This window comes from Roseomonas sp. HF4 (assembly GCF_005222755.1).
Classification (GTDB): domain Bacteria; phylum Pseudomonadota; class Alphaproteobacteria; order Acetobacterales; family Acetobacteraceae; genus Neoroseomonas.
In genome coordinates this window covers 148,472-172,153 of sequence record NZ_STGD01000012.1, presented here as the reverse complement: position 1 = coordinate 172,153, position 23,682 = coordinate 148,472, and the positions used below count along the sequence as shown (strand labels likewise).

Here is a 23,682-nt window from a genome sequence, read left to right as displayed (position 1 = left end):
GCTGTCCGCATGATCCTGCGCGTCCTCCTCGCCGCCGCCGTGCTCCTTGGCGGGTCTGCGCTCGCGCTGGATCGCCTTTTTCCGCCCGACCTCACGCGCCTGCACGCCACTGGCGCCGAAGTGGTGGACCGCGACGGCCGCACATTGTCGGTCCTGCCGGTGCCGGGCGGCACCTGGCGGCTGCGCACCGCGGTCGCCGACGTGCCGCCCGCGCTGGTCGACCTGCTGGTCGCGGCCGAGGACCGGCGCTTCCGCCACCATCCGGGCGTGGACCCCATCTCGCTGGCGCGCGCGGCGGCGCAATGGGCGCGGGCGGGGCGCGTGGTCTCGGGCGGCTCGACCCTGACCATGCAGGCGGCGCGGCTGCTGGAGCCGCGGCCGCGCACGCTGCGGTCCAAGGCGATCGAGATCTTCCGTGCCCTGCAACTCGAAGCGCGCTTCGGCAAGGACGAGATCCTCGGCATCTGGCTGACGCTGGCACCGCAGGGCGGCAACATCGAGGGGCTGCGCGCGGGCGCGCTCGCCTGGTTCGGACGGCCGGCGGCGCAGCTCGACGCGGCGGAAGGCGCGCTGCTGATCGCCCTCGCGCGCCGTCCCGCCAGCCTCCGGCCGGACCGCCACCCGGCGGCGGCGCGCGCGGCGCGGGATGCGGTGCTGGCACGGCGCGGCGGCCCGGCGGCCGGGCTGTCGGCGGCCGACCGCGCCCTGGCGCTGGCGGCCGACATGCCCGCGCGGCGCCGCCCGATGCCGCGGCTCGCGCCGCACCTCGCGCGGCAGGTGGCGGCGGGCGCCACGGGCGTCGTGCCGGTCACGCTGGACGCGGCGCTGCAGCGCGCGGCGGAACGCCTGGCGGCCGATGTGCTGGCCACCCTGCCCGAGCGCACCACGCTTGCGGTCATGGTGGCGGATGCCGGAACGCGGGAAGTGCGTGCCCTGGTCGCCGGCGCCTGGGGGGAGGAAGCGCGCGCGGGCCATCTCGACCTGACGCGCGCCGTGCGCTCGCCGGGCTCGGCGCTGAAGCCCTTCCTCTATGCCATGGCCTTCGAGCGCGGGATCGTGGCGCCCGGCACGCTGATCGCGGACCTGCCGCGGCACTACGGCGCCTATGCGCCGGAGAACATCGACCGCGGCTTCATGGGGCGCGTCACGGCCGCCGATGCGCTGCGGATGTCGCTGAACCTGCCGGCGGTGGCGCTGCTCGACCGGATCGGCGCGCTGCGCTTCGCCTCGGGGCTCAAGGTGGCGGGCGCGGCGCCCCGGCTGCCGCGCGGTGCCGATGCCTCCCTGCCGCTGGCGCTGGGCGGCGCGGGGACCACGCTGCGGGAGATGGTCGCGCTCTATGCCACGCTGGCCGATGGCGGGCGCGCACTGCCGCTTCGCGTGACGCCGGGGGAGGCCGGGGCGGCGGAGCAGGCCGTGGATCGCCGCGCGGCCGATGCCGTCGCCGCCATCCTGGTGCAGCCCTTCCCGGGCGGCGGGCCGCGCGGCGTGGCATGGAAGACCGGCACGTCCTGGGGCGGGCGCGACGCCTGGGCCATGGGCTTCGACGCGCGCCATGTGGTGGGCGTCTGGATCGGGCGGCCGGACGGCACCGCGATTCCCGGCGCGACCGGCCGGCGCCTGGCCCTGCCGGTGCTGGCGCGCGCCTTCGGCCTGCTGCCCGAGGCCCCGCGGGAGGGAATGCGCGTGATCGCCGAGGCTCCGCGCGAGGCGGCGCCCGCCGATCGCCTGCGGCTGCTGTTCCCGCCACCCGGCGCGGCGCTGGCGGATGGCGCCGGGCCGGTCACGCTGCGCGCCGCCGGCGGGCGCCGACCCCTCGCCTTCCTGGTGGACGGCGCGCCGATCGGCCACGAGGCCGCGCGGCGGGAAGCGGCCTGGGAACCGCCGGGGCCGGGCTTCTACCGCATCACGGTGCTGGACGCGGAAGGCGCGGCGGTCTCGGCTGCGATCCGCGTGCGCGCCGCCGAGACGCCGCCCACGGGCCCGACGCTGATTCGCCTCGTGCCCGCATCCGAAGGCGCCCCCCGCCCGTAGCGCCCCCGTGACCCGGGGAGGGCGAGGGATGGCGTGGAGTGAGTAGGATGCGGGCGTGCGGGTACTGCTGCTGGCGCGGCTGCGGGGACCGGCGCGCGCCGGGCTGGCGGAGGCGATCGCCGCCTATGTCGCGGCGACGCGCCAGGAGGCCGGGTGCCGCGGTTGCGATGCCTACCTCGCTGCCGCCGATCCCGCGGCCCTGCTGCTGATGGAACGCTGGGTGGACCGGGTCGCGGCCGAGGCGCATCTCGGCGGGCGGGACGTGCGCGCGGTGCTGGCGCTGCCCGGCGGCGCGGTGACGGTCGAGATCCTCGGCGCGACCGAGGCCCTGGCCTGGCAGCCAGACGTAACCCCGCCGCGCCAGCCCTGGCCGGCGCGCCACCCGCCGCCGATCGGATGAGCCGTCCGGCACGCGTCTGCTGGCCCGCGTTCATGGTGACGAGCGGCCGATGTCTTGGTCCGGAAAGGCCTTGAAGCGGCGGGGGAGAAGGCGGGCGGGCCCGGAACTCGACCATGGGCGCGTAAGCCCCAGGGGGACACAGGCTCCCGCCCGACGCCAGCCTCGTCGGATCAAGGCTGGAAGGTCAGGGAGAAGTCCAGGAGGGGGCGGGGGAGAAGTCGCCTTCTCTTCCCGCCCTTGATGCCGTCGTCGCGAGAACCGCGGCCGGCCGGCCTCACTCTCCGATGTTCAGCAGCGCGCCCCGCACCCGCGCCGCATGGAATTGCGCCAGGAAGATCCACGCCGCCACCGCCAGCCACACGCCGTCGAGCATGAAGGCCCAGGCCAGGTGGTCCCAGGCGATCCGCCCTTCGAGCAGCACCGCGCGCATCCCTTCGAACACATGCGCGGCGGGAATGGCGAGCGAGACCGGCTGCAGCCAGGCGGGCAGCACGGACACGGGGTAGAACACCGCCGCGAAGGGCGCGATGCCGAACATCACGCCCCAGGCCAGCGCCTCGGCGCCCGCGCCGTGGCGCAGGATCAGCGCCGTCACCGCCAGCGCCACCGCCCAGCCCATCGCCATCAGCGCCGCCAGGTAAAGCACCAGCACCGGCCCGAGGTTCCAGACGCCGAAGCCATAGAGCCCCCAGGCCAGCAGCAGCGCCGGGCCGACGCCGGCCGCGGTGCGCAGCAGGCTCATGGCCGCGAGCCCGGCCACCAGTTCCCGCGGCCGCAGCGGCGAGACGAACAGGTGGCCGAGGTTCCTCGACCACACCTCCTCGAGGAAGGAGATGGCGAAGCCCATCTGGCTGCGCAGCGTGATCTCCCACAGCAGCACGCCGCCGATCAGCACGCCGGCGGCGAAGACCGCCGGGTCGGCCGCAAGCCGGATCGTGTAGGCGGTCACGAACCCCCAGACGACCATCTGAAGCACCGGCCAGTACATGAGCTCCAGCACGCGCGGCCAGGACCGGCGATAGAGCGCCAGATGCCTGTACATCAGCCCCCAGACGCGGCGCGTGGCGGAACCGGTCATGCCGGCGCCTCCGCGCGCCGGCGGTCGCGCGCGATGTCGAGGAAGACCTCCTCCAGGTCGTCGCGGCCGTATTTCGTGAGCAGCGCGGGCGGGCTGCCCGCATCCACGACGCGCCCGCCCTTCAGCATCAGCACGTTGGAACACAGCCGCTCGACCTCGGCCATGTTGTGGCTGGCGAGCAGGATGGCGGCGCCGCTGTCGGCGCGGTAGCGCTCCAGCGTTGCGCGCACCCAGTCCCCGGTGTCGGGGTCGAGGCTCGCGGTCGGCTCGTCCAGCAGCAGCAACGCCGGGCGATTGATCAGCGCCTTCGCGAGCGCGACACGCGTCTTCTGCCCGGCGCTCAGTTCGCCCGCCGGGCGCTGCGCGAACGCGCCGAGGTCGAAGTCCGCGACCAGCTCGGCGATGCGCCGCTCCATCCGCGGCACGTCATAAAGATGCGCGTAGACGCGCAGGTTCTCCTCGACCGTCAACCGATGCGGCAACGCGATGTAGGGGGAGGAGAAGTTCATGCGCGCGAGCGCCGCGAAGCGGTCGGTCGCCATGTCGTGGCCGAGCGCCAGCACGCGCCCGGATGTCGGCACCAGCAGGCCGAGCAGCATGGCGATGGTGGTGGATTTGCCCGCGCCGTTGCCGCCGAGCAGCCCCCAGGTCGCGCCCATGGGCAGCGTGAAGGACAGGCCGTCCACAGCCGGCCGGTCGCCGGGGCGGTAGGTCTTGGTCAGGCCCTCGACGAGCAGTGCCGGCGTTTCCATGCCGCCCATATCGGCGCCCGCGCACCCGCCGCCAAGCGGGCATCTGTTCACGCGGCGGGGCGGCGGCTCTCGATCAGGCGGCCCTGGAACAGGGTGATGCCCATCTCCCACCCCCAGGCGATGGCGGCGGGGCGGTCCACGCCAGCCAGCACCACCGATTCCGGCTCGGCCGGCAGCAGGGCGCGCAGCGCCTCGGCCGCCGGGCTGCCGAGCGGCGGCAAGGCCGCGGAATGGCGCAGCCGCAGCAGCCCCGCCCCGGCGCGGGCCGGCGGCAGCGCCAGCACCGCGGCCGGCCCTGCCGCATCCAGCATCACGCGATGCCCGCGGGCCAGGAGGAAATCCCGCGCGAAGGCGAAGCCCGCGGGGTCGCCCGCCGCGTCCTCGGCCGCCAGAACCACGGTCAGCGCGCCACGCAGCGCCGCGGGCCAGAGCGTGTCGAGACGCAGGAACTCGGCCGAGGTCGCGGCCGGGAGGCCCAGCGCCAGGCTGAGCGGGCCGATATCGCGCAGGTCCTCCGCCCGGCTGAGCCCGGCCAGCAGCCGCGCATCCAGGCTGCGCCGGAAGCGCCGCGCCAACCCGGGCGCGAGCGCGAGGTCGGTGCCGGGCAGCAGCGCATCGCGCAGGTCGTCGACCGCGACGCGGCGGTCCTCCCACAGCGGTTCCGGCGCGCCGCCGGATGGCAGCAGCCGGCAGACGCGCCGGCGCCGCAGGAAGGCGGTGAGGTCGGCGCTGAGCAAGGCCCGTTCGGCCTGCGCTATGGCGACGCCATCCGGCGCGCGGCCGGGGCGCGGCGCCGCGGCCTCGACCGCGGCGGCGAGGCCGAGCGACTCCTCGATCGCGTCGAGCACCGCAGCCGCCTCCTCCGGCAGGCGCAGCATGAGGAGGGCGGCGGCCGCCTCGGCAGGTTCGAGCATGGCGGCGATGGCGGCATGCGCCTCCGCCAGGTGGTGGCCGGGCGGCGCCTCGACGGCGGCCAGGCCGCCGCGCGGCAGGTCGAAGCAGCGCGTGCGGGAGGTCCGGCGCAGCCCGTCCCAGCCTTCGCGCAGCAGCGCGACCTGGCCCTGGCGGCGGCGCGCCGGCTCGAGGCGGCCGGGTCGGAAGATCAGCATCCGGCGGTCCACCCCGGCGGCAACCGTCTCCCGCACCAGGGCAGCGAGCCCGACGGCGCCCGCGGCCCCCGGGCCCGCGCCGAGCGCGCCGATGACCGGTAGTTCGGCCAGCATCATGGCGGCGGCACCAGGGCGCCGAGCAGCGTGGGTTCGGCGCAGCCGACGCGGCCCGCCGGCTCGGCCGCGCTGCCACGCAGGGCGCAGTCCCCGCGCATGCAGGCGGCGGCATGCCGGCAGGCGGCCATGCGGGTTGCAGCCATGAGCGCGGCGATCCAGGGCCCGGCATAGCGCGCGATGCCGGCGGCGAGGCCCCATTCCAGCGCGTCCTGCCCGTCGCAGCCGGTCAGGACCAGGCGGGCGGGGTCGGTCCGGCGCAGGGCCGCGGTCGCGCTGCGCCCGGCCAGGGCGGGCGACCAGCGGAGCAGCAGCAGGTCCGCCGGCAGCGCTTCCGGCGCCAGCAGCGCAAGCGCCGCGGCATCGAGCCCCCGGACCGCGAGCCCCCAGCCGGCGTGGCGCAGCGCGACCCGGCGTGCCGCGAGCCGGTCGTCCAGCGCCTCCGCCGCCGTAAGGGCGGCGAAGATCGCGGGCTCCGGCGTGGCCGCATCATCGACCGGGGGCGTGGGCGGGTCCGGCAGCAGCGATGCCGGCAGGTCGAGCAGCAAGGGCACCGGCGGCGCGGCGCCGAGCAGCCCGCCGCGATGCGCCGGGTCGGCCAGCAGCCCGAGCAGCCGCGCACGCAACCTGTCCCGCGCATGGCGAGCGAGGTCGGGGTCCTGCGCCGCGGCGCCGAGATGCGGCGCCAGCGCCGCCGGGGGCAGCCGCAGGCGCAGCAGGTCGATGCGCCGCGGCGCGCCGGCGGCGATGTGGAGCACGCCGTCCCGCCGCAGCAGCGCCGGCAAGGGCGCTGCATCGGCCAGCGCCTCGATCCCGGCGGCGCCAGGCGGGCCGGGGGGCGGCGGCACGGGCGCGGGCGCGGGCAGGTCGAGCAGCGCCGCGCCGTCCTCCGGCAACGCGAGGGAGGCCGGCGCAGTTCCGAGCAGCCGCCCGAGCAGCGCCCCCGCGCGCGCCGCGTCGGCCGGCGCGGCCTCGGTCAGCAGCCATTCGCCAGTGGCGGTCTCGAGGACGGCGCCGCCGCGCGACGCACCCGCCTCCCCGAGCAGGGCGAGAGCGACCCGGCGGCGCGCGGGCCCCGCCGGCGCGGGCATCCGCAGCGCGACGCGCCCGGTCGGGCCGCGCAGCGCGCGGCGAATGGCCTCGGGGCCCGGGCCGGCCGGAAGCGCCGCGGCATCGCCGGGCGGAAGGTCGAGCGATGGCATCCCTGCATCCTGCGGAGCTGCGGCCGGGCAGCCGGCCCGCCGCCGGAGGATGCCGCGGCGGGGTGAAGGAAGCGTATGCGCGACGACCCATCGAAAACCACGCAGAACGATCGTATATCTGGGGCAACGTTCTGCCGGAGACGACCATGTCCATGCGACGCCCTGCCACCTTCCTCGCCGCGCTCGCGGTGGTGCTGCTTGCCCTCGCGCCCGCGCTGGCCGAGGCGCGCCCCGGTGGGCGCGGCTCCTCCGGCAGCCGTGGGGTGCGGACCTACCAGGCGCCGCCGCCGACCAACACGGCGCCCAGCACGGCGCAGCGCTTCGACCGCACCGCATCGCAGCCCGGCACGGCCGCCACCGCGCGGCCCGGCATGGCGCCCGGCGCCGCGCCGCAGCGGTCCTTCATGGGGTCGTTCGGCGGTGCGCTGCTGGCGGGCGGGCTGATCGGCGCGCTGCTCGGCTACGGGCTGTTCGGCGGGGGTGCCGGCATCGGCGCCATGCTCGGCCTGCTGCTCCAGATCGCGCTGATCGGGTTGGTCGTGATGTTCGTGCTGCGGCTCGTGCGCGGCCGCCGTCCGGCCGTGGCCGGCGGGCCGCAGGGCCAGGCCTTCGAGGCACCGGCCGCCGGGCCGAAGCCGATGGGCGGCCTGGGCGGCGGCCTCAAGGGCGCGACGCCGGGCGACGCGGCGATCACGGTCGGCCCCGCCGACTTCCAGGCCTTCGAGGCACTGCTGGCCGAGATGAACGCCGCCTGGTCGAAGCGCGACCTGGCCGCGCTGCGCGCGATCTCGACGCCCGAGATGGTGGCTTATTTCGCGCAGGACCTGCGCGACCTGGAAGCCCGCAACTGGCGCAACGAGACGCGGGACGTGCGGCTCGAGCAGGGCGACCTCTCCGAGGCCTGGAACGAGGGCGAGGAGGACTACGCGACGGTCGCCATGCGCTTCTCCCTGCTGGATGCGACCTTTGACAACGCGACCGGCAAGGTCGTCGAGGGCAGCACCACCGACCGGCAGGAGGCGACCGAGCTCTGGACTTTCGTGCGCAAGGGTCCCGGCGGCCGCTGGATGCTCTCCGCGATCCAGCAGACGGCCTGACGTCACGGGTTCCGAGGGCCTTTCGGCCCTCGGCGGGGGAGTTCGAGGGGGCTGCGCCCCCTCGATGCGTCGTCACCGTTCCAGAAAGGCCCTGACCGGCGCCAGCGACGCTGCCGGCGCTTCCTCCTGCGGCACATGCCCGAGCCCGGGAAGTTCCACATGCGCGGCCCGCGGCAGCACTGCGAGCCAGTCCCGTGCATGGCTGGCCGGGATCATGCGGTCGCGCTCCCCCCAGAGCAGCAGGACCGGCATCTCAAGCCGGTCCAGCAGCGGGCGTGGATCGTCGATCACCCGCTGCTCCATCCGCGCGAGCATGGCGTGGCGCACGCCCGGCGCGCGCATCAGGTCGTGCGCGCGGTCCAGTTCGTCCGCCGGCAGGCGCGAAGGGTCGCCGTAGGACGCCGCCATGGTGTCGCGCAGCATCGCCCGCGGCAGGGCGAAGGGCAGCAGGCGCATCAGCGGCGGCGCGCCCTCGGCCTGCCCATACGCGCGGCCCGGCGGCGCGAAGCCATCCGGCGCCACCAGCACGAGCCGCGTGACGCGCTCGGGATGGGCCAGCGCCAGCCGCCACGCCAGCCGCCCGCCGAGCGAATTGCCGACGACCGCCGCACCTTCGACGCCGAGCGCATTGAGCAGCGCCGCCAGCACCGCGACGCCGCGCGCGTCCGTGTAGTCGCCGGACGGATCAGGCCCCGTCAGCGCAAAGCCCGGCAGGTCGAGCCGGATGACGCGGAAGCGATCCTCGAGCCCCGCCGCCCAGTCGTCCCAGGTGTGCAGGCTGGCGCCGAAGCCGTGCAGCATCAGCACGGCCGGGCCGTCTCGCGGGCCGGTGTCGCGGAGGTGGACCCGCAGGCCCAGCACTTCCTCGAAGCGGGACGGCGGTCCGGCGTGCCGCGCCTCCAGCGTCGCGCGGTCGAGGTCGGGCGTGAAGAACCACGCCACCGCCCCCGCGAAGCCCACCAGCAGCGCGGCGGAGAGCCAGAGGACCACCCGCCGCGCCACCCCCATCAGGCGCCCTCGCAGCCCTTGGCGCGCAGCGCCTCGACCACCCAGGCGCGGTCGTAGGTGCCGGCGTCGATCGCGGCCTGGGCGCGCTGCTCCTTCGCGTTGTGCGCCTCGGCGGCGGCGATGACCTCGGCGGCCAGCGCGCGCGGCACCACGACCACGCCGTCCGCGTCCGCCACGATCAGGTCGCCCGGCATCACCACCTGGCCGCCGCAGGAGATCGGGTGGCCGATCTCCCCCGGCCCGTCCTTGTAGGGGCCGGACGGCGTCGCGCCGCAGGCCCAGACGCCGATGTCCATCTCGGCCAGCGCCTCCACGTCGCGCACCGCGCCGTCGAGCACGATGCCCTGCACGCCGCGCGTCTTCGCATGGCCGATCATGAGTTCCCCCATCAGCGCGATGGACAGGTCGCCCGCGCCGTCGCCCACGATGATGTCGCCGGGGGCGGCCATGTCGCAGGCGCGGTGCAGCAGCAGGTTGTCCCCCGCACGGGCCCGGACCGTGAACGCGGGTCCGGCGATGACCTTCCGGCCGCCGAAGGGCCGGAAGCCGCCGCGCATGGTCTGCAGCCGGCTCATCACGTCGCCGATATTGGCCGCGGGCAGCTTCGCCGCGCGGGCGATCAGGGCGGGGTCCACGCGCTCGGTGACGGGGGCGATGCGAAAGCCGATGGGCATGACGAAAGGTCCTTCAGGGAAGCGCGGGCAAGACAGCACGGGACGGGTCATCGGGAAAGGCAGGGCGCCGCCGCCCCCCTGGACCCCCTGCCAGGAAACCCGGTTTCCCGGACCTTCGGGCGATTGGCGCGGGGCCGGCGCGGACCTAGGGTCGCTGCGCACAGCACAGGACACGCCATGTCGCCGCCACTCGACCGCATCAGCAGCGACGACAGGCTGCCCGAGGCCGCGGACGTCGTCGTCATCGGCGCCGGGATCGTCGGCGTTTGCGCGGCCTACGAGCTCGCATGCAAGGGGCGCTCGGTCGCGCTGCTCGAAAAGGGGCTGGTCGGCGCCGAGCAATCCTCCCGCAACTGGGGCTGGTGCCGCCAGCAGGGGCGCGACAGGCACGAGATCCCCCTCGCCCGCGCCAGCCTGCAACGCTGGGAGGAGTTGCAGGCCGAGACCGGCTCCGACCTCGGCTTCCGGCGCACCGGCGTGCTCTGGGTAACGAAGGATTCCGCGGAACTCGCGACCTGGACACGCTGGGCGGAGTTCGCGCGCGGCATCCAGGTCCATTCGCAGGTGCTCTCGGCCACCGAGGTCCGGGCGCTGATCCCGGGCACCACCGAGGCCTGGATCGGCGGGCTCCACACGCCCTCGGACGGGCGGGCGGAACCCTCGATGGCGGCGCCGGCCATCGCGGCGGCGGCGCGGCGCCTCGGCGTCACGCTGCACCAGGGCTGCGCGGCGCGCGGCATCGAGACGAAGGCCGGGCGTGTCGACGCGGTCGTGACCGAGAAGGGACGCATCCGCACCCAGGCGGTCGTGCTCGCCGGCGGCGCCTGGTCGTCGCTGTTCTGCGGCCGGCACGGCATCCCGCTGCCGCTGGCCATGGTGAAGGCGACGGCCTTCGCGACCGCGCCGGCACCGGAGGTCTGGGCCGGCGCGCTGGGTACGCCCGGCACCTGCATCCGGCGACGCGAGGATGGCGGCTACACCGTCGCGCTGCGCGGCCAGGGCACGGTGGACCTGACGCCGCAGGACCTGCGCTTCGCGCGCGCCTTCTGGCCGACCTGGAAGCAGCGCCGGCGCGGCCTGAAGATGCGCATCGGCAAGCCCTTCCTGGACGGGCTGCGCTGGTCGCGTGGCTGGTCCTTCGACGCGGTGACCCCCTTCGAGGAGATGCGCGTGCTGGACCCCGCCCCGGATCCGGACCTCGTGGCCCGGGGCCTGGCGGAGCTGCGCGCCGCCTGGCCGAACCTGGCCGAGGCGGAGGTCGCGCACGCCTGGGGCGGCAGCATCGATTCCACGCCCGACGCCGTGCCGGTCATCTCGGCCGTGCCGCAGATGGCGGGGCTCGTGCTCGCGGCCGGCTTCAGCGGCCACGGCTTCGGCATCGGGCCGGGCGCGGGGCGGCTGGCGGCCGACCTGGTCTGTGGCGACGCGCCGGTGGTCGACCCGCACCCCTACCGCTACGCGCGGCTCTTCGCGGGCGACCGGCTGGCGCCGGCCGGGGCGCTCTGAACGACCCGGACGCCGTCAGGGCAGGGGTCTCGCCATGCCCGGCGCATGTCCCGGGCGGGAACGGTGGTCGAAAGGTCGGGGAGGAGAATCTCCCCCGAGACCCCCTCCCTTCTTCGAGACTTTGGCACCGGCACCGGGAGGTGGCGCGATCAGGGGGCGGGTTCCCTTGTCCTCCGGGCTTCGAGGCAGTGCCTGCCAGGGGCCGCCGCCTCGGCCGGCCGGCATCAGGGCACGACAATCCGCATCGGCTTCGGCGCGGGGAGGATGTCCACCGGCAGGCATCCCGCCGCGTCGCCATCAGCCTGCGCCGGCACGCCCGCACCCGACAGGCGCACCTGCTCCGCGCGCAGGATCTCGACGCCGCGCATCCGCGGCAGAAGGCCGAGCGGCAGCGCCGCGCCATACCGTAGCGCCGCCAGCGCGCCGCGGTCGCGGAACAGCACCACATGGAAGCCCTCGGCGCGCGGATCGGCACCGGGTGCCAGAAGGAAGCGCCCGGCATAGAGGCGCCCCTTGGTGACGATGGCGCTCGACGCCGTCTGCATGCGGCCATCCGCCGTCACCTCGATCGGCGCGAAGGGATGGCGCGGCATCTCGCGCAGCGTCTGCAGCACATAGGCCCCCTTGCCGAGGGCGCGCTTCAGACCGGGTGGCAGGGCATGCACCACCGCAGCGTCGAAGCCGGCGCCGAACATCTGCACGAACAGCGTCTCCCGCCCCGCCGCGTCGCGCGCCAGCCCGGGATGCAGCGGCGCCGTGCGCCCCATCGCCAGGACCGCGGCGGCGCGATCCGGCGCGCGCGGCAGGCCGAGTTCCAGCGCCAGGACATTCGCTGTGCCGAGCGGCAGCACGCCGAGCGCGCTGTCCGACCCCGACAGGCCTGAGGCGACCTCGGCGATGGTGCCGTCGCCGCCGGCCGCGACCACGATTCGCACGCCCTCCCGCGCTGCGCCGCGCGCGAGGTCGGCCGCGTCGCCACGGCGCGTCGTCTCGGCCACGTCCGGCCGCAGGCCGAGGCCGCGCAGCAGGTCGAGCGCGACCAGCAGCGTACGCCGCCGGCGCGCGCCGGCGGCGGGGTTGAACACGATGAGCATCCGCGGAGGCATGGGGCACGCCTTCTGGCAGCGCGACCGTGGCGGTTCGACGACGGTCGCGCGTCGATCACGTGACAAGGTGCCGCGTTAGATGCCCGCGCGCCACGTCGCGCGACGATGCGCAGCGCGTCATGCAAGTTTCACGCGCCGTGTCGCGGCGCCGCGCTATCGCCCCGCCCACCTGCAGCACGGCGCCGAGTCGCGCGGGGGGCGCCCCGCCGAGGCCAGCGCCGCACGGAGTGCCCGCCGGATGCACGAGTCGAATGCGCGTCGCCGCTACCGCAGCATCTTCCTCTCGGACGTCCATCTCGGCACCAGGGGCTGCCGGAGCGACTTCCTGGTGGATTTCCTGAAGCGGGTGGAGTGCGAGCGGCTCTACCTGGTGGGCGACATCGTGGATGGCTGGCGGCTGCGCAAGTCCTGGTACTGGGACGCCGACCACGACGAGGCGATCCGCCTGGTCCTGCGCATGGCGCGGCACGGCACCGAGGTGGTCTACATCCCCGGCAACCACGACGAGATCTTCCGCGACTGGCTCGGGCTCGAGATCGCCGGCATCAGCCTGCAACGCGAAGCGGTGCACGAGGCCGCCGACGGCCGCCGCTTCCTGGTGATCCATGGCGACGAGTTCGACGGCGTCATCCGCTACGCCAAGGTGCTCGCGCATCTGGGCGACTGGGCCTACGACTGGGCGCTGACGCTGAACCGCTGGTTCAATGGCGCGCGCCGGCGGCTCGGCTATCCCTACTGGTCGCTGTCCCAGTGGCTGAAGCGCCAGGTCAAGGAAGCGGTGAAGGCGATCGACCGCTTCGAGACCGCGCTCGCGACCGAGGCGAAGCGACGCGGCCTCGACGGCGTCATCTGCGGCCACATCCACCATGCGGAGATGCGCGACGTCCAGGGCGTGCTCTACATGAACGACGGCGACTGGGTGGAGAGCTGCACCGCGCTGGTCGAGCACGCCGACGGCCGCTTCGAGCTGGTGGACTGGGTGCGCGAGAGCCGGCTGTCCCTCGCGCGGGCGTCGCGCCGTGCCGTCGCCGCCGCGCTGCCGGCCGCCTGACGCCGGATGGACGACGCCGCCATGGCGCCCGCCGCCGACAGCATCGGCACGCGGGGCGCGCCGCTCCGCATCCTCATCGTCTCCGACGCCTGGTTGCCGCAGGTGAACGGGGTGGTGCGCACCCTCTCGATCGTGGCCGAGCACCTGCGCGCGGCCGGCGACACGGTCGAGGTGATCGGCCCCGACCGCTTCGTCAACCTGCCCATGCCGGGCTATGCCGAGATCCGGCTCGCGGTCGCGCCCGCGCGGCGCCTGCGAGCGCTGGTCGAAGCCTTCGCGCCGGATGTCGTGCACATCGCGACCGAGGGCCCGCTCGGCTGGGCGATGCGCGCCCTCTGCCGACGGCGGGGCTGGCCTTTCACCACCGCCTTCCACACTCGCTTCCCGGACTACCTGCACGCGCGCACGCGCATCCCGCGCGCCTGGTCCTGGGCAGTGATGCGCCGCTTCCACGAGGCCGGCGCCGGCACCTTCGCCGCCACGCGGTCGCTGCGCGAGGAACTCGCGTCGCGCGGCTTCACGAAGCTTCGCGCCTGGACGCGCGGCGTGGACCTCGCGCGCTTCCGCCCCGAGCCGCGCGATCCGTGGGAGGGCCTGCTCCGCCCGGTCTTCCTCTATGCCGGGCGCGTCGCGGTCGAGAAGAACATCGCGGCCTTCCTCGCGCTTGACCTGCCGGGGTCCAAGGTGGTGGTGGGCGACGGGCCGGCGCGCCCGGGACTGCAGGCGCGGTTCCCCGGCGCGCATTTCACAGGCTATCGGGACAATGGGTTGCTCGCACGGTCCTATGCGGGGGCGGATGTCTTCGTCTTCCCGTCGCGCACCGACACCTTCGGGCTCGTGCTGCTGGAGGCGCTGGCCGCCGGCACGCCGGTCGCGGCCTTCCCCGTGACCGGGCCGCGCGACGTCGTGACCGACGCGCGCATCGGCGCGCTTGACGAGGATCTGCGGGCGGCCTGCCTGCGCGCGCTGGACTGCGACCGGGGCGCCTGCCGCGCCCATGCCGAGGCCTGGTCCTGGGAGGCCTGCGCCGCGCAGTTCCGCGCCGCATTGGTGCCGATCGGCGCCGTCAGCGCGCGGCCCTGATCCGCCGCGCCGCCATCTCGCCGATCATGACGCAGGTGAAGTGCAGGTTGGCACGGCAATCGGCGGGCATGACCGAGGCATCCGCGACGCGCAGTCCCTGCACGCCGCGCACGCGGAGGTCCGGGTCCACCACGCCGCGCGGATCCTCGTGCGCCGTCATCCGGCAGGTGCCGGCGGCGTGCTGGATGTCGCTCGCCTCCTGCAGCATCAGCGCGTCCAGCGCATCGTCGGGCAGCGCGGCGGCCTCGGCGATCGTATGCGCCGTCTCGCCGAAGGTGATCGCTTCCGCGATCCCCGCCACGGGCTCCAGGGCACAGAGCCGCGCGAGCCGCCGCACGCCGTCGCGCATCCGCAGCCGGTCCTGCGGATGGTCGAGCATGTTCTCCTCGACCACCGGCTGCGCGTCCGGATCGGCGGAGACGAGCCGCACCTCGCCCCGCGACAGCGCATCGTAGAGCGCGACCCCGATGGCGCCGACCGGCGCAACCTCGCCTTCCGGCGCCAAGCCGCGATGGTTGTAGGCGATCAGGATCATGTCGCGCTCGCCGCCATGGCCGCTGCTGTAGGTAACGCAGCAATTGGTGTGGCGTGCATCGGCGCCGGCCGCGCGGTGGCCCGGCTTCAGCGCCAGGCTCGCGCGCAGGATCGGGTGGTCCATGAAGTGCCGGCCGACCGCGGGCAGGTCGTGCAGCACGTCGACGCCGAGCGCGCGGAGGTCCTCCGCCGGCCCGATGCCGCTGCGCATCAGGATGCCGGGGCTGTGGATCGCGCCGGCCGAGAGCACGACCTCCCGCGCCGCGACCTCCTCCCACGGACCGTTCCCGAAGCGCAGGCGCACGCCGCGCGCGCGGCGGCCGTCGAACAGCACGCGGTCGACCAGCGCGTCGCCACGGATCGCGAGGTTCGCCCGCCCGCGCGCCGGTTCCAGGTACCCGTCGTTCGTCGTGACGCGCTGCCCGTCGCGCAGGTTGATCGGGTTGCAGGATACGCCCTCCCCCTCCGGTGCGTTCAGGTCGGGCTTCCAGGGATGGCCCGCCATGCGCGCGGCGTCGCGCAGCGCGCGGTCCACCGCGCCCCAGCGGTCCTCCGGCATGCGCCAGACCGGCAGCGGCCCGCCCTGGCGGCGTCCGGGCGCGCCGAACTGCGCGTCGTCCTCGATGATGTCATAGAGCGGCAGGACATCGGCCGCCGACCAGCCCTCGCAGCCGGCCTCGGCCCAGGCGTCGAAGGCCGCCGGCACGCCGCGGATCGCGATCTGCGCATTGACGGCCGACGACCCGCCAAGCGCCTTGCCGCGCCAGTAGAATTTCGGGGCCTGCGCCTTCGTGCGCCGCGTCATGAGGCCAGGCCATTGCCAGGCGGCCTGGTGCGCCGGGTCGTGCATGAAGGGGACGATGTTCGGGCTGCGCAGCGCCGCCGGCGCGTCCTGCGCGCGCCAGTCGCGGCCGGCCTCGAGCAGGAGCACGCGCCGGCGCGGGTCCTCCGACAGCCGCGCGGCCAGCGCCGCCCCGGCCGAGCCTGCGCCTACCACGATCACGTCATGCATGGCCGGTCCCCGGATGCGTCATCGGGGCAGGATACCGGCCGGGCCCGCGGGCGGACAGGCCCGGCGACGTCACGCGGCCGGCAGGCGGACGACGAAGCGGGCGCCGGCCACCGCGCCGTCCGCGCCGCGCTGGTTCTCGGCCGCGATCGTGCCGCGCAGCCCTTCCACGATCTGCCGGCTGATCGACAGGCCAAGGCCGGAATGCTGGCCGAAGCGCTCGCCGCTCGGGCGTTCGGAATAGAACCGTTCGAAGATGCTCTCGAGCTTCTGCTCGGGGATGCCGGGGCCTTCATCCTCGATCGCGACCTCGACCGTCCCGCCGGTCGCGCGCGCCTTCACCAGCACCTTCCCGCGCGCCGGGCTGAAGGACAACGCATTGCCGAGCAGGTTGCGGAAAACCTGCACGATTCGCCCCTCGACGCCGCGCACGACCAGCGGCCCGGGCGGCGCGTCAAGCAGGACGACGGGGTCGTCCTCCTTGCGCGTCGCCTCGTGCAGGTCCGACAGCGCGGCCAGGATCGGCGCGATGTCGACCGGCGTCGAGACGGTGCGCGACAGCTCCGCGTCCACGCGCGAACTGTCCGAGATGTCGCCGATCAGCCGGTCCATCCGGACCGCGTCCTCCGCGATGATAGCGAGTAGCCGGCTGCGGCTCTCGGGGTTCTCGACGCGCTTCAGCGTCTCGAGCGCGCTGCGCACGCTGGTCAGCGGGTTGCGCAGTTCATGCGCGACGTCGGCGGCGAAACGTTCATTCGCGTCGATCCGCGCCCAGAGCGCGCGGGCGGAGTTCTGCAGGTCGCGCGCCAGCACGCCGATCTCGTCGTTGCGGGCGAGCAGCGGCTCGGGCACGGAATCCGCCCGGCCCTCGCCCTCGCGGATGCGCTGCGTCGCGCGCGCGAGGTCGAGCATCGGCGTCGCGATGGTGCGCGCCAGGTAGAAGGACAGCAGCACGGTCAGCATCAGCGCCGTGCCGAACAGCAGCAGCACCGAGGCGCGGATCTGGAACAGCCGCTGGTCCACCTCGCGCGCTTCGCGCGTCAGCAGCACGATGCCCACGCTCTGCGCGCCGCGCCGCGCGGGCTCGGCGACGCTGACCAGCAGGCGGCCATCCCCGGTGCGCCGGATATAGGGCCGCACGCCGCCTTCGAGCGCCAGGCGCAGTTCCTCCCGCCGGTCGGGGCCGAGGTCGGGCTGCCAGTCGAAGTCGGGCGCATCGGGGCCGATATCGACCGCGACCGCGCCGCTGGTCCCGCCGCCGCGCAGTCCCTGGGGCAGCACGCCGACCAGCCGGTCATAGACGCCGGCGACGGTCGCGGTCAGCGCGCCGCGGGGTTCGGGCGGCGGCAGCGGCTCGGTCACCACGGCGCCGCCCGGGCCTTCGCGCACGCGGCTGTCAGCGATCATGAGCCCGGTATTGTCGAACAGCCGCGCCTGGGTGTTGGGGGAAGGCTCGACCAGGCGGCGCAGCAGTGGGCGCGCGGCCTCGGGCACCAGGAAGGCGCGTTCGCCGTCGATGCGCACGGCGGCCTCGGCGATGCCGCCGGCATAGATGCGGGCCTGGGTGCGCAGGCCCTCGACCTCGGCGGCGAGCAGCCCGTTCTGGTACTGGTCGAGATAGAGTAGCGAGGCGGCGAGCAGCGCCGGCGGCACCGCGTTGACCAGCAGGATGCGGCGCAGCAGCGGCGAGAAGCGGCGCGCGCGGCGCGGGGCCGCGGCGGCCTCGCTCCGCTGCGCGGCGCCGGCCCGGCCCTGCGCGGACCCGTCAGGCATGCGGGGCGGCCGCGCCGGTCATGTCAGGCTTCCTTGTAGCGATAGCCGATGCCGTAGAGCGTCTCGATCTGGTCGAACTCGCCGTCCACCTGGCGGAACTTCTTGCGGATGCGCTTGACGTGGCTGTCGATGGTGCGGTCGTCGACGTAGATGTTCTCCCCATAGGCCGCGTCGATCAGCTGGTCGCGGTTCTTGACCATGCCGGGGCGGATCGCGAGCGCCTTGACCAGCAGGAATTCCGTGACCGTCAGCTGCACCTGCCCGCCCTTCCAGACGCAGGTGTGCTTCGTCTCATCGAGCACGAGGTCGCCGCGCGCGATCACGCCGCCCGGTGGCGCGCCGGACCCCTCGGCGCGGCTCGCCTCGTTGCGACGGAGCAGCGCGCGGATGCGCTCGATCAGCAGGCGCTGGCTGAAGGGCTTCGTGATGTAGTCGTCCGCGCCGAGGCGCAGCCCCATCAGCTCGTCCACCTCCTCATCCTTGCTGGTGAGGAAGACGACCGGCATGTTGGACCGCTGGCGCAGCCGCTGCAGCAGCTCCATCCCGTCCATGCGCGGCATCTTGATGTCGAGGATGGCGAGGTCGGCGGGCTTGGCCATCAGGCCCTGCAGCGCGCTTTCCCCGTCGGTGTAGGTGCGGACCGTGTAGCCCTCGGCCTCCAGCGTCATCTGCACGCTGGTGAGGATGTTGCGGTCGTCGTCCACGAGGGCGATGGTCTGCGGCATGTCTCTCCGGGGCTCCGGGCGGGGCGGCCGGCCGCGGTTGCGCCGCGCCGGGGGTGGGCCCACCTTCGGCCCCGATTGTGGCACGAGACGGGCCGGAGGCGGCAATGGCATCGGAGGAAGGGATCGCGGAGGCCCGGGCGCTGATCCGGGGCACGGCGTGGGCGACGCTCGCGACGGCCGTGTCGGGGCAGCCCTTCGCGAGCCTCGTGACACCGGCGCCGGCGCCGGACCTCTCGCCGCTGCTCTGGCTCTCGACGCTGTCGGAGCACACGCGGCACCTCGCGGCCGAACCGCGCTGCGCCCTGATCTTCATGGGCGCTCCAGACGGGCCGAACCCGCAGACCGCGCCGCGCGTGACCGTCACGGGCCTCGCGGAACCGGTGCCCGAGGCCGAGGTGCCGGCACTCAAGGCGCGCTGGCTGGCGCGCCACCCCTATGCGGCGCTCTATGCCGACTTCGCGGATTTCGGGCTGTGGCGGTTGCGGATCGGCGGCGCGCTGCGCGTTGGCGGCTTCGCCAGGGCCGAACGGATCAGGCCCGGCGAATTGGCGCCCGACCCGGCCGCGGCGGAGGCCGTGCAGGCCGCGGAAGCCGAGATCATTCAGCACGTGAACGAGGATCATTCTGATGCCGTGGCGGCCATCGCCGAGGGCCTGCTCGGTGCCGGACCCGGCGCCTGGCGGCTGGTCGCGGTCGATGTCGATGGCTGCGACCTGTCCGAAGGTAACCGAACGGTTCGTCTTGCGTTCTTAGCGCCGGTAAGCGATGCGGACGACGTTCGCGCGGCGCTGATCCGTGCGGCGCGGGAGGGACGGGCGAGGCCGACGCCGGCGGGGTGACCCCGCGGGCGGCCCGGCACCGCCGCAATTCTGCCCTTCGCGTCGCGGACATGGCGCCGTCATCGGCTCGACCCGAGACGTCCAGGAGAGCAGCACCGCATGTCGTCCCCCGCGCCCGCCCTTGCCGGCACCGGCGTCGCCCCGAGCGGCGAAGTCCACGCCAACCTGACCGCCCCGGCCCTCGTGGCCGGCGCGCTGCGCCGCGGGGAAGGCCGGCTGTCGGCGGATGGCGCCTTCATCGCGGTGACCGGCCAGCACACCGGCCGGTCCGTGCAGGACAAGTTCGTGGTCGACGAGCCCGAGACGCGGGACGCCGTCTGGTGGGGCAAGGTGAACCGCCCACTGCCGGCCGAGAAGTTCGCAGGGCTGCTCGCCAGGGTGCGCGCCTATCTTGGCCAGAAGGCGGAGCTGTTCACCCAGGACCTGCATGCCGGCGCGGACCCCGCGCACCGCATCCGCGTCCGCCTGGTCACGCCCAATGCCTGGCACGCGCTGTTCGCGCGCAACATGTTCATCCGCCCGGAGCGCGACACGCTGGACGACTTCGCGGCCGACTGGACCATCCTGCACGCCCCGGACTTCGAGGCCGACCCCGCCACCGACGGCTGCCGCAGCACCACCGTCATCGCGCTCTCGCTCGCGACGCGCACGATCCTGATCGCCGGCACGTCCTACGCCGGCGAGATCAAGAAGAGCATCTTCACCGTCATGAACTGGCTGCTGCCCGAGCGCGGCGTGCTGCCGATGCATTGCAGCGCCAATGTCGGGCGCGACGGGGACGTGGCGCTGTTCTTCGGCCTGTCGGGCACCGGCAAGACGACGCTGTCCTCCGACCCCGAGCGCGCGCTGATCGGCGATGACGAGCATGGCTGGTCCGATGGCGGCGTCTTCAACTTCGAGGGCGGCTGCTACGCCAAGGTGATCCGCCTGTCGCGGGACGCCGAGCCGCAGATCTGGGACGCCTCCCACCGCTTCGGTGCGGTGCTCGAGAACGTGGTGGCCGACGGGGACGGCAACCTCGACCTCGACGACGGCGCGCTGACCGAGAACACGCGGTCCTGCTACCCGATCCACTACATCCCGGGCGTCGTGCCGTCGGGCACCGCCGGCCTGCCGCGCAACGTGGTGATGCTGACGGCGGATGCCTTCGGCGTGCTGCCGCCGATCTCGAAACTGTCCTCGGCGCAGGCGATGTACCACTTCCTGTCCGGCTACACGGCCCGCGTGGCGGGGACCGAGAAGGGCCTGGGGAAGGAGCCGCAGGCGACCTTCTCCACCTGCTTCGGCGCGCCCTTCCTGCCGCGCCACCCGGAGGTCTACGGGCAGATGCTCGCCGACCTCATCGCGAAGCACGGCGCCGATTGCTGGCTGGTCAATACCGGCTGGTCCGGCGGCGCCTACGGCACGGGCAGCCGCATGTCGATCCAGGTGACGCGCGCCCTGCTGCGCGCGGCGCTGGACGGCTCTCTCGCGCAGGCGGAATTCACGCCGGACCCCTATTTCGGGCTGATGATGCCGAAGGCGGTGCCGGGTATCCCGGCCAATGTCCTGAACCCGCGCGAAGGCTGGGCCGACAAGGCGGCCTACGACCGGACCGCGCAGAAGCTGGTCGGGCTGTTCGAGCAGAACTTCCAGACCTTCTCCGGCGCGGTCAGCGAGGACGTGTTGGCCGCGGCGATCCGCGCGGCGGCCTGAGCATGGCGCGGCGCGGGGCGGTGGCGCGCCGCGCGCTCCTGGCGCTAGCTCTCCCGCTCCCGCTCGCGGCGCAGGCGCCGGACCCGCTCGCCGCCGTCATGGCGGGCCTGGCCGCCGTGCGCGAAAGCCGCGCCGCCTTCGTCGAGGAGAAGGAGATGCCGGAGCTCGACCGGCCGCTCGTCTCCCGCGGCGTGTTGCTCTGGCGCGCCCCCGACCGGCTCGAGAAGCGCACGCTGGAACCCGTGCCCGAGACCTTCCTGGTCGAGGGCGACCGCGTGACGCTGGAACGCCCGCAGCGCGGGGTGCGGGAGACGATCGACCTCGACGCTTCGCCCGAGATCCGCCCGCTGGTGGAAGCCATCCGCGCGACGCTGGCCGGGGATCTCGCGACCCTGCGGGCGCATCACGAGGTCGCCTTCACGGGCGATGCGCGCGCCTGGCGCCTCCGACTGGTGCCGCGCTCGCCCCGCGTGCGCGCCGCCGTGCAGCGCATCGTGCTCGAGGGCGAGGGCGCCTTCCTCCGCCTGGTGGAGACGCAGGGCAACGAGGGCCGCAGCCGGATGATGGCGACGCCGCTGCCATGAGGCGGCTGGCCGCGCTGCTCGGCACGCTCGCGCTGCTGGCCGGTGCGCTGGCGCTCACGCTGCGCCTGGTCGAGATCCGTGGCGACATCGCCGACTTCCTACCCGCGCCGCAGAGCGCCGAGGGCGCCTTCCTGCTGCAGGAACTGCGCGGCGGCACGGCCACGACGCTGCTGCTGGCGGGCATCGAGGGCGCGCCAGCAGCCGATCTTGCGCGCATCTCCCAGGCCATGGCCGCGCGGCTGGCGGCGGATGGGCGCTTCGCCATGGTCGCGAACGGCGCGCTGCTGGTGGGGGAGGCGGAGGCGGCGCTGCTGTTCGCCCACCGTTACGCGCTCTCCGCCGCCGGGCCGGACGCCTTCACGGAACCTGCGCTGCGCGCGGCGCTCGAGGGCGTGCTGGACGGGCTCCGCTCCTCCGCCGCGCCGCTCGTGCGCCGCACCGCCTTCGCCGACCCGACCGGCGCCTTCCTCGGCCTGTTGCGCGGCTGGGCGGGGGAGGCGCGCGTGGCGACGTCGCATGGCGTCTGGATGGCCGAGGGGCCGCGCGCGCTGCTGCTGGCGCAGTCCCGCGCGGCCGGCCTCGACACGGATGCGCAGGCCGAGGCCGTCGCCGCCTTCCACGCCGCCTTCGCCGCCGCGGCGCCGCCCCCGGGCGCGCGGCTGCTGCTCTCGGGCCCCGGCGTCTTCGCGGCGGAGGCGGCGGCGACGGTGCAGGCGGATGTGCGGCTCGTCTCCATCCTGTCGCTGCTGCTGGTGGGCGCCTTCCTGCTGTGGCGCTACCGGTCGCCCGTCATGCTCGCCGTGGTGGCCGTGGCGTTGGCGGCGGGCGCGCTGGCCGGCACGCTCGTCGTCGCTGCCGTGTTCGGGCACGTGCATGGCGCGGCGCTCGGCTTCGGCATCACGACGCTCGGCATCGCGGCGGATTATCCGCTGCTGGTCGTCACCGGCCGCGCGCCGGGGGAGGCGCTGCGCACGGCCGCGCGACGCATCTGGCCGACGCTGCGCCTGGCGGCCGCGACCTCGGTCGCGGGGCTCGTACCGATGCTGGCGGCGGGGTTCCCGGGGCTCGCGCAGTTCGGGCTGTTCGCCGCGAGCGGGTTGATCGCGGCCGTGCTGGCGGCGCGCTGGCTGGTGCCGGCACTGCTGCCGCCCGAGGGGCTTCCGGTGCGGCCGCTGCCGGACGCCCTCTCGCGCGCGTTGCTGCGGCTGCCGGCGCGCCGGGGTGCGGTGCTGGGCGGGCTCGGCGCCGTGGCCGTGGCGCTGGCGCTGGCGGGCGGGCCGCGACTGGAGCGCGACCTCGCCGCGCTCAGCCCGGTGCCGGCCGCGGTGCAGGCCCTGGACGGCGAGTTGCGCCGCCAGGTCGGCGCGCCCGACGTGCGTGTCGTGCTGACGCTGACGGCGCCGGATGCCGAGGCGGCGCTGCAGGCCGCCGAGCGCGCCGCCGCCGCGCTGCTGGCCGCGGGCGCGGCCGGCGCCATCGACCACCCGGGCCGCATCCTGCCGAGCGCGGCCACGCAGCGCGCGCGCCTCGATGCCCTGCCGGCGGCCGAGGTGCTGGCGGCGCGGCTCGAGGCCGCGCAGGCCGGGCTGCCCTTCCGCCCTGGCGCCTTCGCGCCCTTCCTCGCGGCCGTGGCCGAGGCGCGCGCGCAGCCGCCGCTGACGCCGCCCCACCTGGCCGCTTCGCCCGTCCTCGCGGCGCGCCTCGCGCCGCTGCTGCGGCCGGAGGGCGCGCGCTGGCGTGCGCTGCTGCTGCCCTCCGGCATCGAGGACATGGCGGCGCTGCGCCGCGCCGCCGCCGCGGTGCCCGGCCTGCTGGTGGTGGACATCAAGGCGGAGACCGAGGCGCTGCTCGACGCCGGGGTCGGCACGGCGCTGCGCTGGAGTGCCGCGGGCGGCGTGATGGTCCTGCTGCTGCTGGGCGCCGGGCGGGGCCTGGCCGGCGGGCTGCGCGTGGCGGGCGTGCTGGCGGGCGCGCTACTCGTGACCTTCGCCGCGCTGGCCGTGCTGGGCGAGCGGATCACGGTCTTTCACCTGACCGCGGCGCTCTTGTTGGCCGGCGTCGGGATGGACTATGCCTTGTTCATGTCACGTTCCGAGCCGAATTCGGGCCGGGATGGCAACGAGGAGGCCGCGCGCGCGCTCGGTTCCGTCATCACCTGCATGATCACGACGCTGCTGACCTTCGGCCTGCTCGCGCTCTGCGCCACGCCGGTGCTGCACGCGACGGGGCTGACCGTCGCGGTCGGTGTCGTGGCCGCCTTCCTGCTCGCCTGCACCCTGGCGCCTCGGCGGGACGCCACGACTTGAGGG

The 23,682-nt window shown here is 74.9% G+C and carries 20 protein-coding genes; 10 read left to right on the top strand and 10 right to left on the bottom strand.

The genetic code is table 11. The features are described 5' to 3' along the window. The first annotated feature begins 9 nt into the window (after positions 1–9). Positions 10–2,034 (top strand): penicillin-binding protein 1C, encoded by a 2,025-nt coding sequence (pbpC, locus tag E8M80_RS18365; RefSeq protein ID WP_137127165.1) that lies wholly within the window; start codon positions 10–12, stop codon positions 2,032–2,034. Positions 2,035–2,089: 55 nt separating this feature from the next. Continuing rightward, entirely contained in the window at positions 2,090–2,434 is a 345-nt protein-coding gene (locus E8M80_RS18360) for an antibiotic biosynthesis monooxygenase (RefSeq protein ID WP_137127164.1), read from the top strand. A 274-nt stretch (positions 2,435–2,708) separates the two neighbouring features. Here E8M80_RS18360 and E8M80_RS18355 read toward each other — a convergent pair whose 3' ends face one another. From E8M80_RS18355 to E8M80_RS18340, 4 genes are read right to left on the bottom strand one after another with little or no spacing between them, the layout of a single operon-like run. Beyond that, positions 2,709–3,512, bottom strand: a complete 804-nt coding sequence (locus E8M80_RS18355) for an ABC transporter permease (RefSeq protein ID WP_137127163.1) — start codon at positions 3,510–3,512, stop codon at positions 2,709–2,711. Next, positions 3,509–4,273: an ABC transporter ATP-binding protein gene (locus E8M80_RS18350; protein ID WP_370287459.1), complete on the bottom strand. Its 765-nt coding sequence runs from the start codon at positions 4,271–4,273 to the stop codon at positions 3,509–3,511. The genes E8M80_RS18355 and E8M80_RS18350 overlap by 4 nt, the downstream gene beginning before the upstream one ends. Before the next feature lie 38 nt (positions 4,274–4,311). Continuing rightward, on the bottom strand, positions 4,312–5,490 hold the full coding sequence (locus E8M80_RS18345; RefSeq protein ID WP_137127161.1) for a hypothetical protein: 1,179 nt from the start codon (positions 5,488–5,490) through the stop codon (positions 4,312–4,314). After that, a complete protein-coding gene (locus E8M80_RS18340) occupies positions 5,487–6,689 on the bottom strand; it encodes a hypothetical protein (protein ID WP_137127160.1) in 1,203 nt (400 codons plus the stop codon). Before E8M80_RS18340 ends, E8M80_RS18345 begins: the two co-directional genes overlap by 4 nt. Before the next feature lie 146 nt (positions 6,690–6,835). Here E8M80_RS18340 and E8M80_RS18335 point away from each other — a divergent pair, with 146 nt between their 5' ends. Then, the gene (locus E8M80_RS18335; protein WP_137127159.1) at positions 6,836–7,786 is read left to right on the top strand and encodes a TIM44-like domain-containing protein; all 951 of its coding nucleotides are present in this window, start codon (positions 6,836–6,838) and stop codon (positions 7,784–7,786) included. A gap of 72 nt (positions 7,787–7,858) precedes the next feature. Here the strand turns inward: E8M80_RS18335 and E8M80_RS18330 are convergent, their stop codons facing one another. Both E8M80_RS18330 and E8M80_RS18325 read right to left on the bottom strand, forming a co-directional pair. Continuing rightward, positions 7,859–8,776, bottom strand: coding sequence for an alpha/beta fold hydrolase (locus E8M80_RS18330; protein ID WP_206035661.1), 918 nt, complete (start codon positions 8,774–8,776; stop codon positions 7,859–7,861). A gap of 17 nt (positions 8,777–8,793) precedes the next feature. Further along, positions 8,794–9,468 (bottom strand): RraA family protein, encoded by a 675-nt coding sequence (locus E8M80_RS18325; RefSeq protein ID WP_137127157.1) that lies wholly within the window; start codon positions 9,466–9,468, stop codon positions 8,794–8,796. A 177-nt stretch (positions 9,469–9,645) separates the two neighbouring features. On the opposite strand from E8M80_RS18325, the gene E8M80_RS18320 reads away from it, so the two are divergent. Next, positions 9,646–10,974, top strand: coding sequence for an FAD-binding oxidoreductase (locus tag E8M80_RS18320; RefSeq protein WP_137127156.1), 1,329 nt, complete (start codon positions 9,646–9,648; stop codon positions 10,972–10,974). Positions 10,975–11,198: 224 nt separating this feature from the next. Here the strand turns inward: E8M80_RS18320 and E8M80_RS18315 are convergent, their stop codons facing one another. Beyond that, positions 11,199–12,080 carry a diacylglycerol kinase family protein gene (locus E8M80_RS18315; RefSeq protein ID WP_137127155.1) on the bottom strand — a complete coding sequence of 294 codons (882 nt, stop codon included), beginning with the start codon at positions 12,078–12,080 and terminating at the stop codon, positions 11,199–11,201. 238 nt (positions 12,081–12,318) lie between these two features. Between E8M80_RS18315 and E8M80_RS18310 the strand changes: the two genes are divergently transcribed. Both E8M80_RS18310 and E8M80_RS18305 read left to right on the top strand, forming a co-directional pair. Then, entirely contained in the window at positions 12,319–13,131 is an 813-nt protein-coding gene (locus E8M80_RS18310) for a UDP-2,3-diacylglucosamine diphosphatase (protein WP_137127154.1), read from the top strand. A gap of 6 nt (positions 13,132–13,137) precedes the next feature. Further along, positions 13,138–14,214 (top strand): glycosyltransferase family 1 protein, encoded by a 1,077-nt coding sequence (locus tag E8M80_RS18305; protein ID WP_240790116.1) that lies wholly within the window; start codon positions 13,138–13,140, stop codon positions 14,212–14,214. Here the strand turns inward: E8M80_RS18305 and E8M80_RS18300 are convergent. From E8M80_RS18300 to E8M80_RS18290, 3 genes are all read right to left on the bottom strand, one after another. Beyond that, on the bottom strand, positions 14,198–15,760 hold the full coding sequence (locus E8M80_RS18300) for a GMC family oxidoreductase (protein ID WP_137127153.1): 1,563 nt from the start codon (positions 15,758–15,760) through the stop codon (positions 14,198–14,200). The two genes, E8M80_RS18305 and E8M80_RS18300, sit on opposite strands and share 17 nt — an antisense overlap. Before the next feature lie 69 nt (positions 15,761–15,829). Further along, positions 15,830–17,530, bottom strand: coding sequence for a stimulus-sensing domain-containing protein (locus tag E8M80_RS18295; protein ID WP_137127152.1), 1,701 nt, complete (start codon positions 17,528–17,530; stop codon positions 15,830–15,832). A gap of 23 nt (positions 17,531–17,553) precedes the next feature. Continuing rightward, entirely contained in the window at positions 17,554–18,255 is a 702-nt protein-coding gene (locus E8M80_RS18290; RefSeq protein WP_137127151.1) for a response regulator transcription factor, read from the bottom strand. Between the two features lie 104 nt (positions 18,256–18,359). Here E8M80_RS18290 and E8M80_RS18285 point away from each other — a divergent pair, with 104 nt between their 5' ends. The 4 genes from E8M80_RS18285 (at position 18,360) to E8M80_RS18270 (ending at position 23,679) form a co-directional block, all read left to right on the top strand. Further along, entirely contained in the window at positions 18,360–19,094 is a 735-nt protein-coding gene (locus tag E8M80_RS18285) for a HugZ family protein (RefSeq protein WP_137127150.1), read from the top strand. A gap of 99 nt (positions 19,095–19,193) precedes the next feature. Beyond that, positions 19,194–20,789, top strand: a complete 1,596-nt coding sequence (locus E8M80_RS18280; RefSeq protein ID WP_137127149.1) for a phosphoenolpyruvate carboxykinase — start codon at positions 19,194–19,196, stop codon at positions 20,787–20,789. A 2-nt stretch (positions 20,790–20,791) separates the two neighbouring features. Continuing rightward, a complete protein-coding gene (locus E8M80_RS18275; protein ID WP_137127148.1) occupies positions 20,792–21,373 on the top strand; it encodes a LolA-related protein in 582 nt (193 codons plus the stop codon). Further along, the gene (locus E8M80_RS18270; RefSeq protein WP_137127147.1) at positions 21,370–23,679 is read left to right on the top strand and encodes an MMPL family transporter; all 2,310 of its coding nucleotides are present in this window, start codon (positions 21,370–21,372) and stop codon (positions 23,677–23,679) included. The genes E8M80_RS18275 and E8M80_RS18270 overlap by 4 nt, the downstream gene beginning before the upstream one ends. The last annotated feature ends 3 nt before the right edge of the window (positions 23,680–23,682 follow it).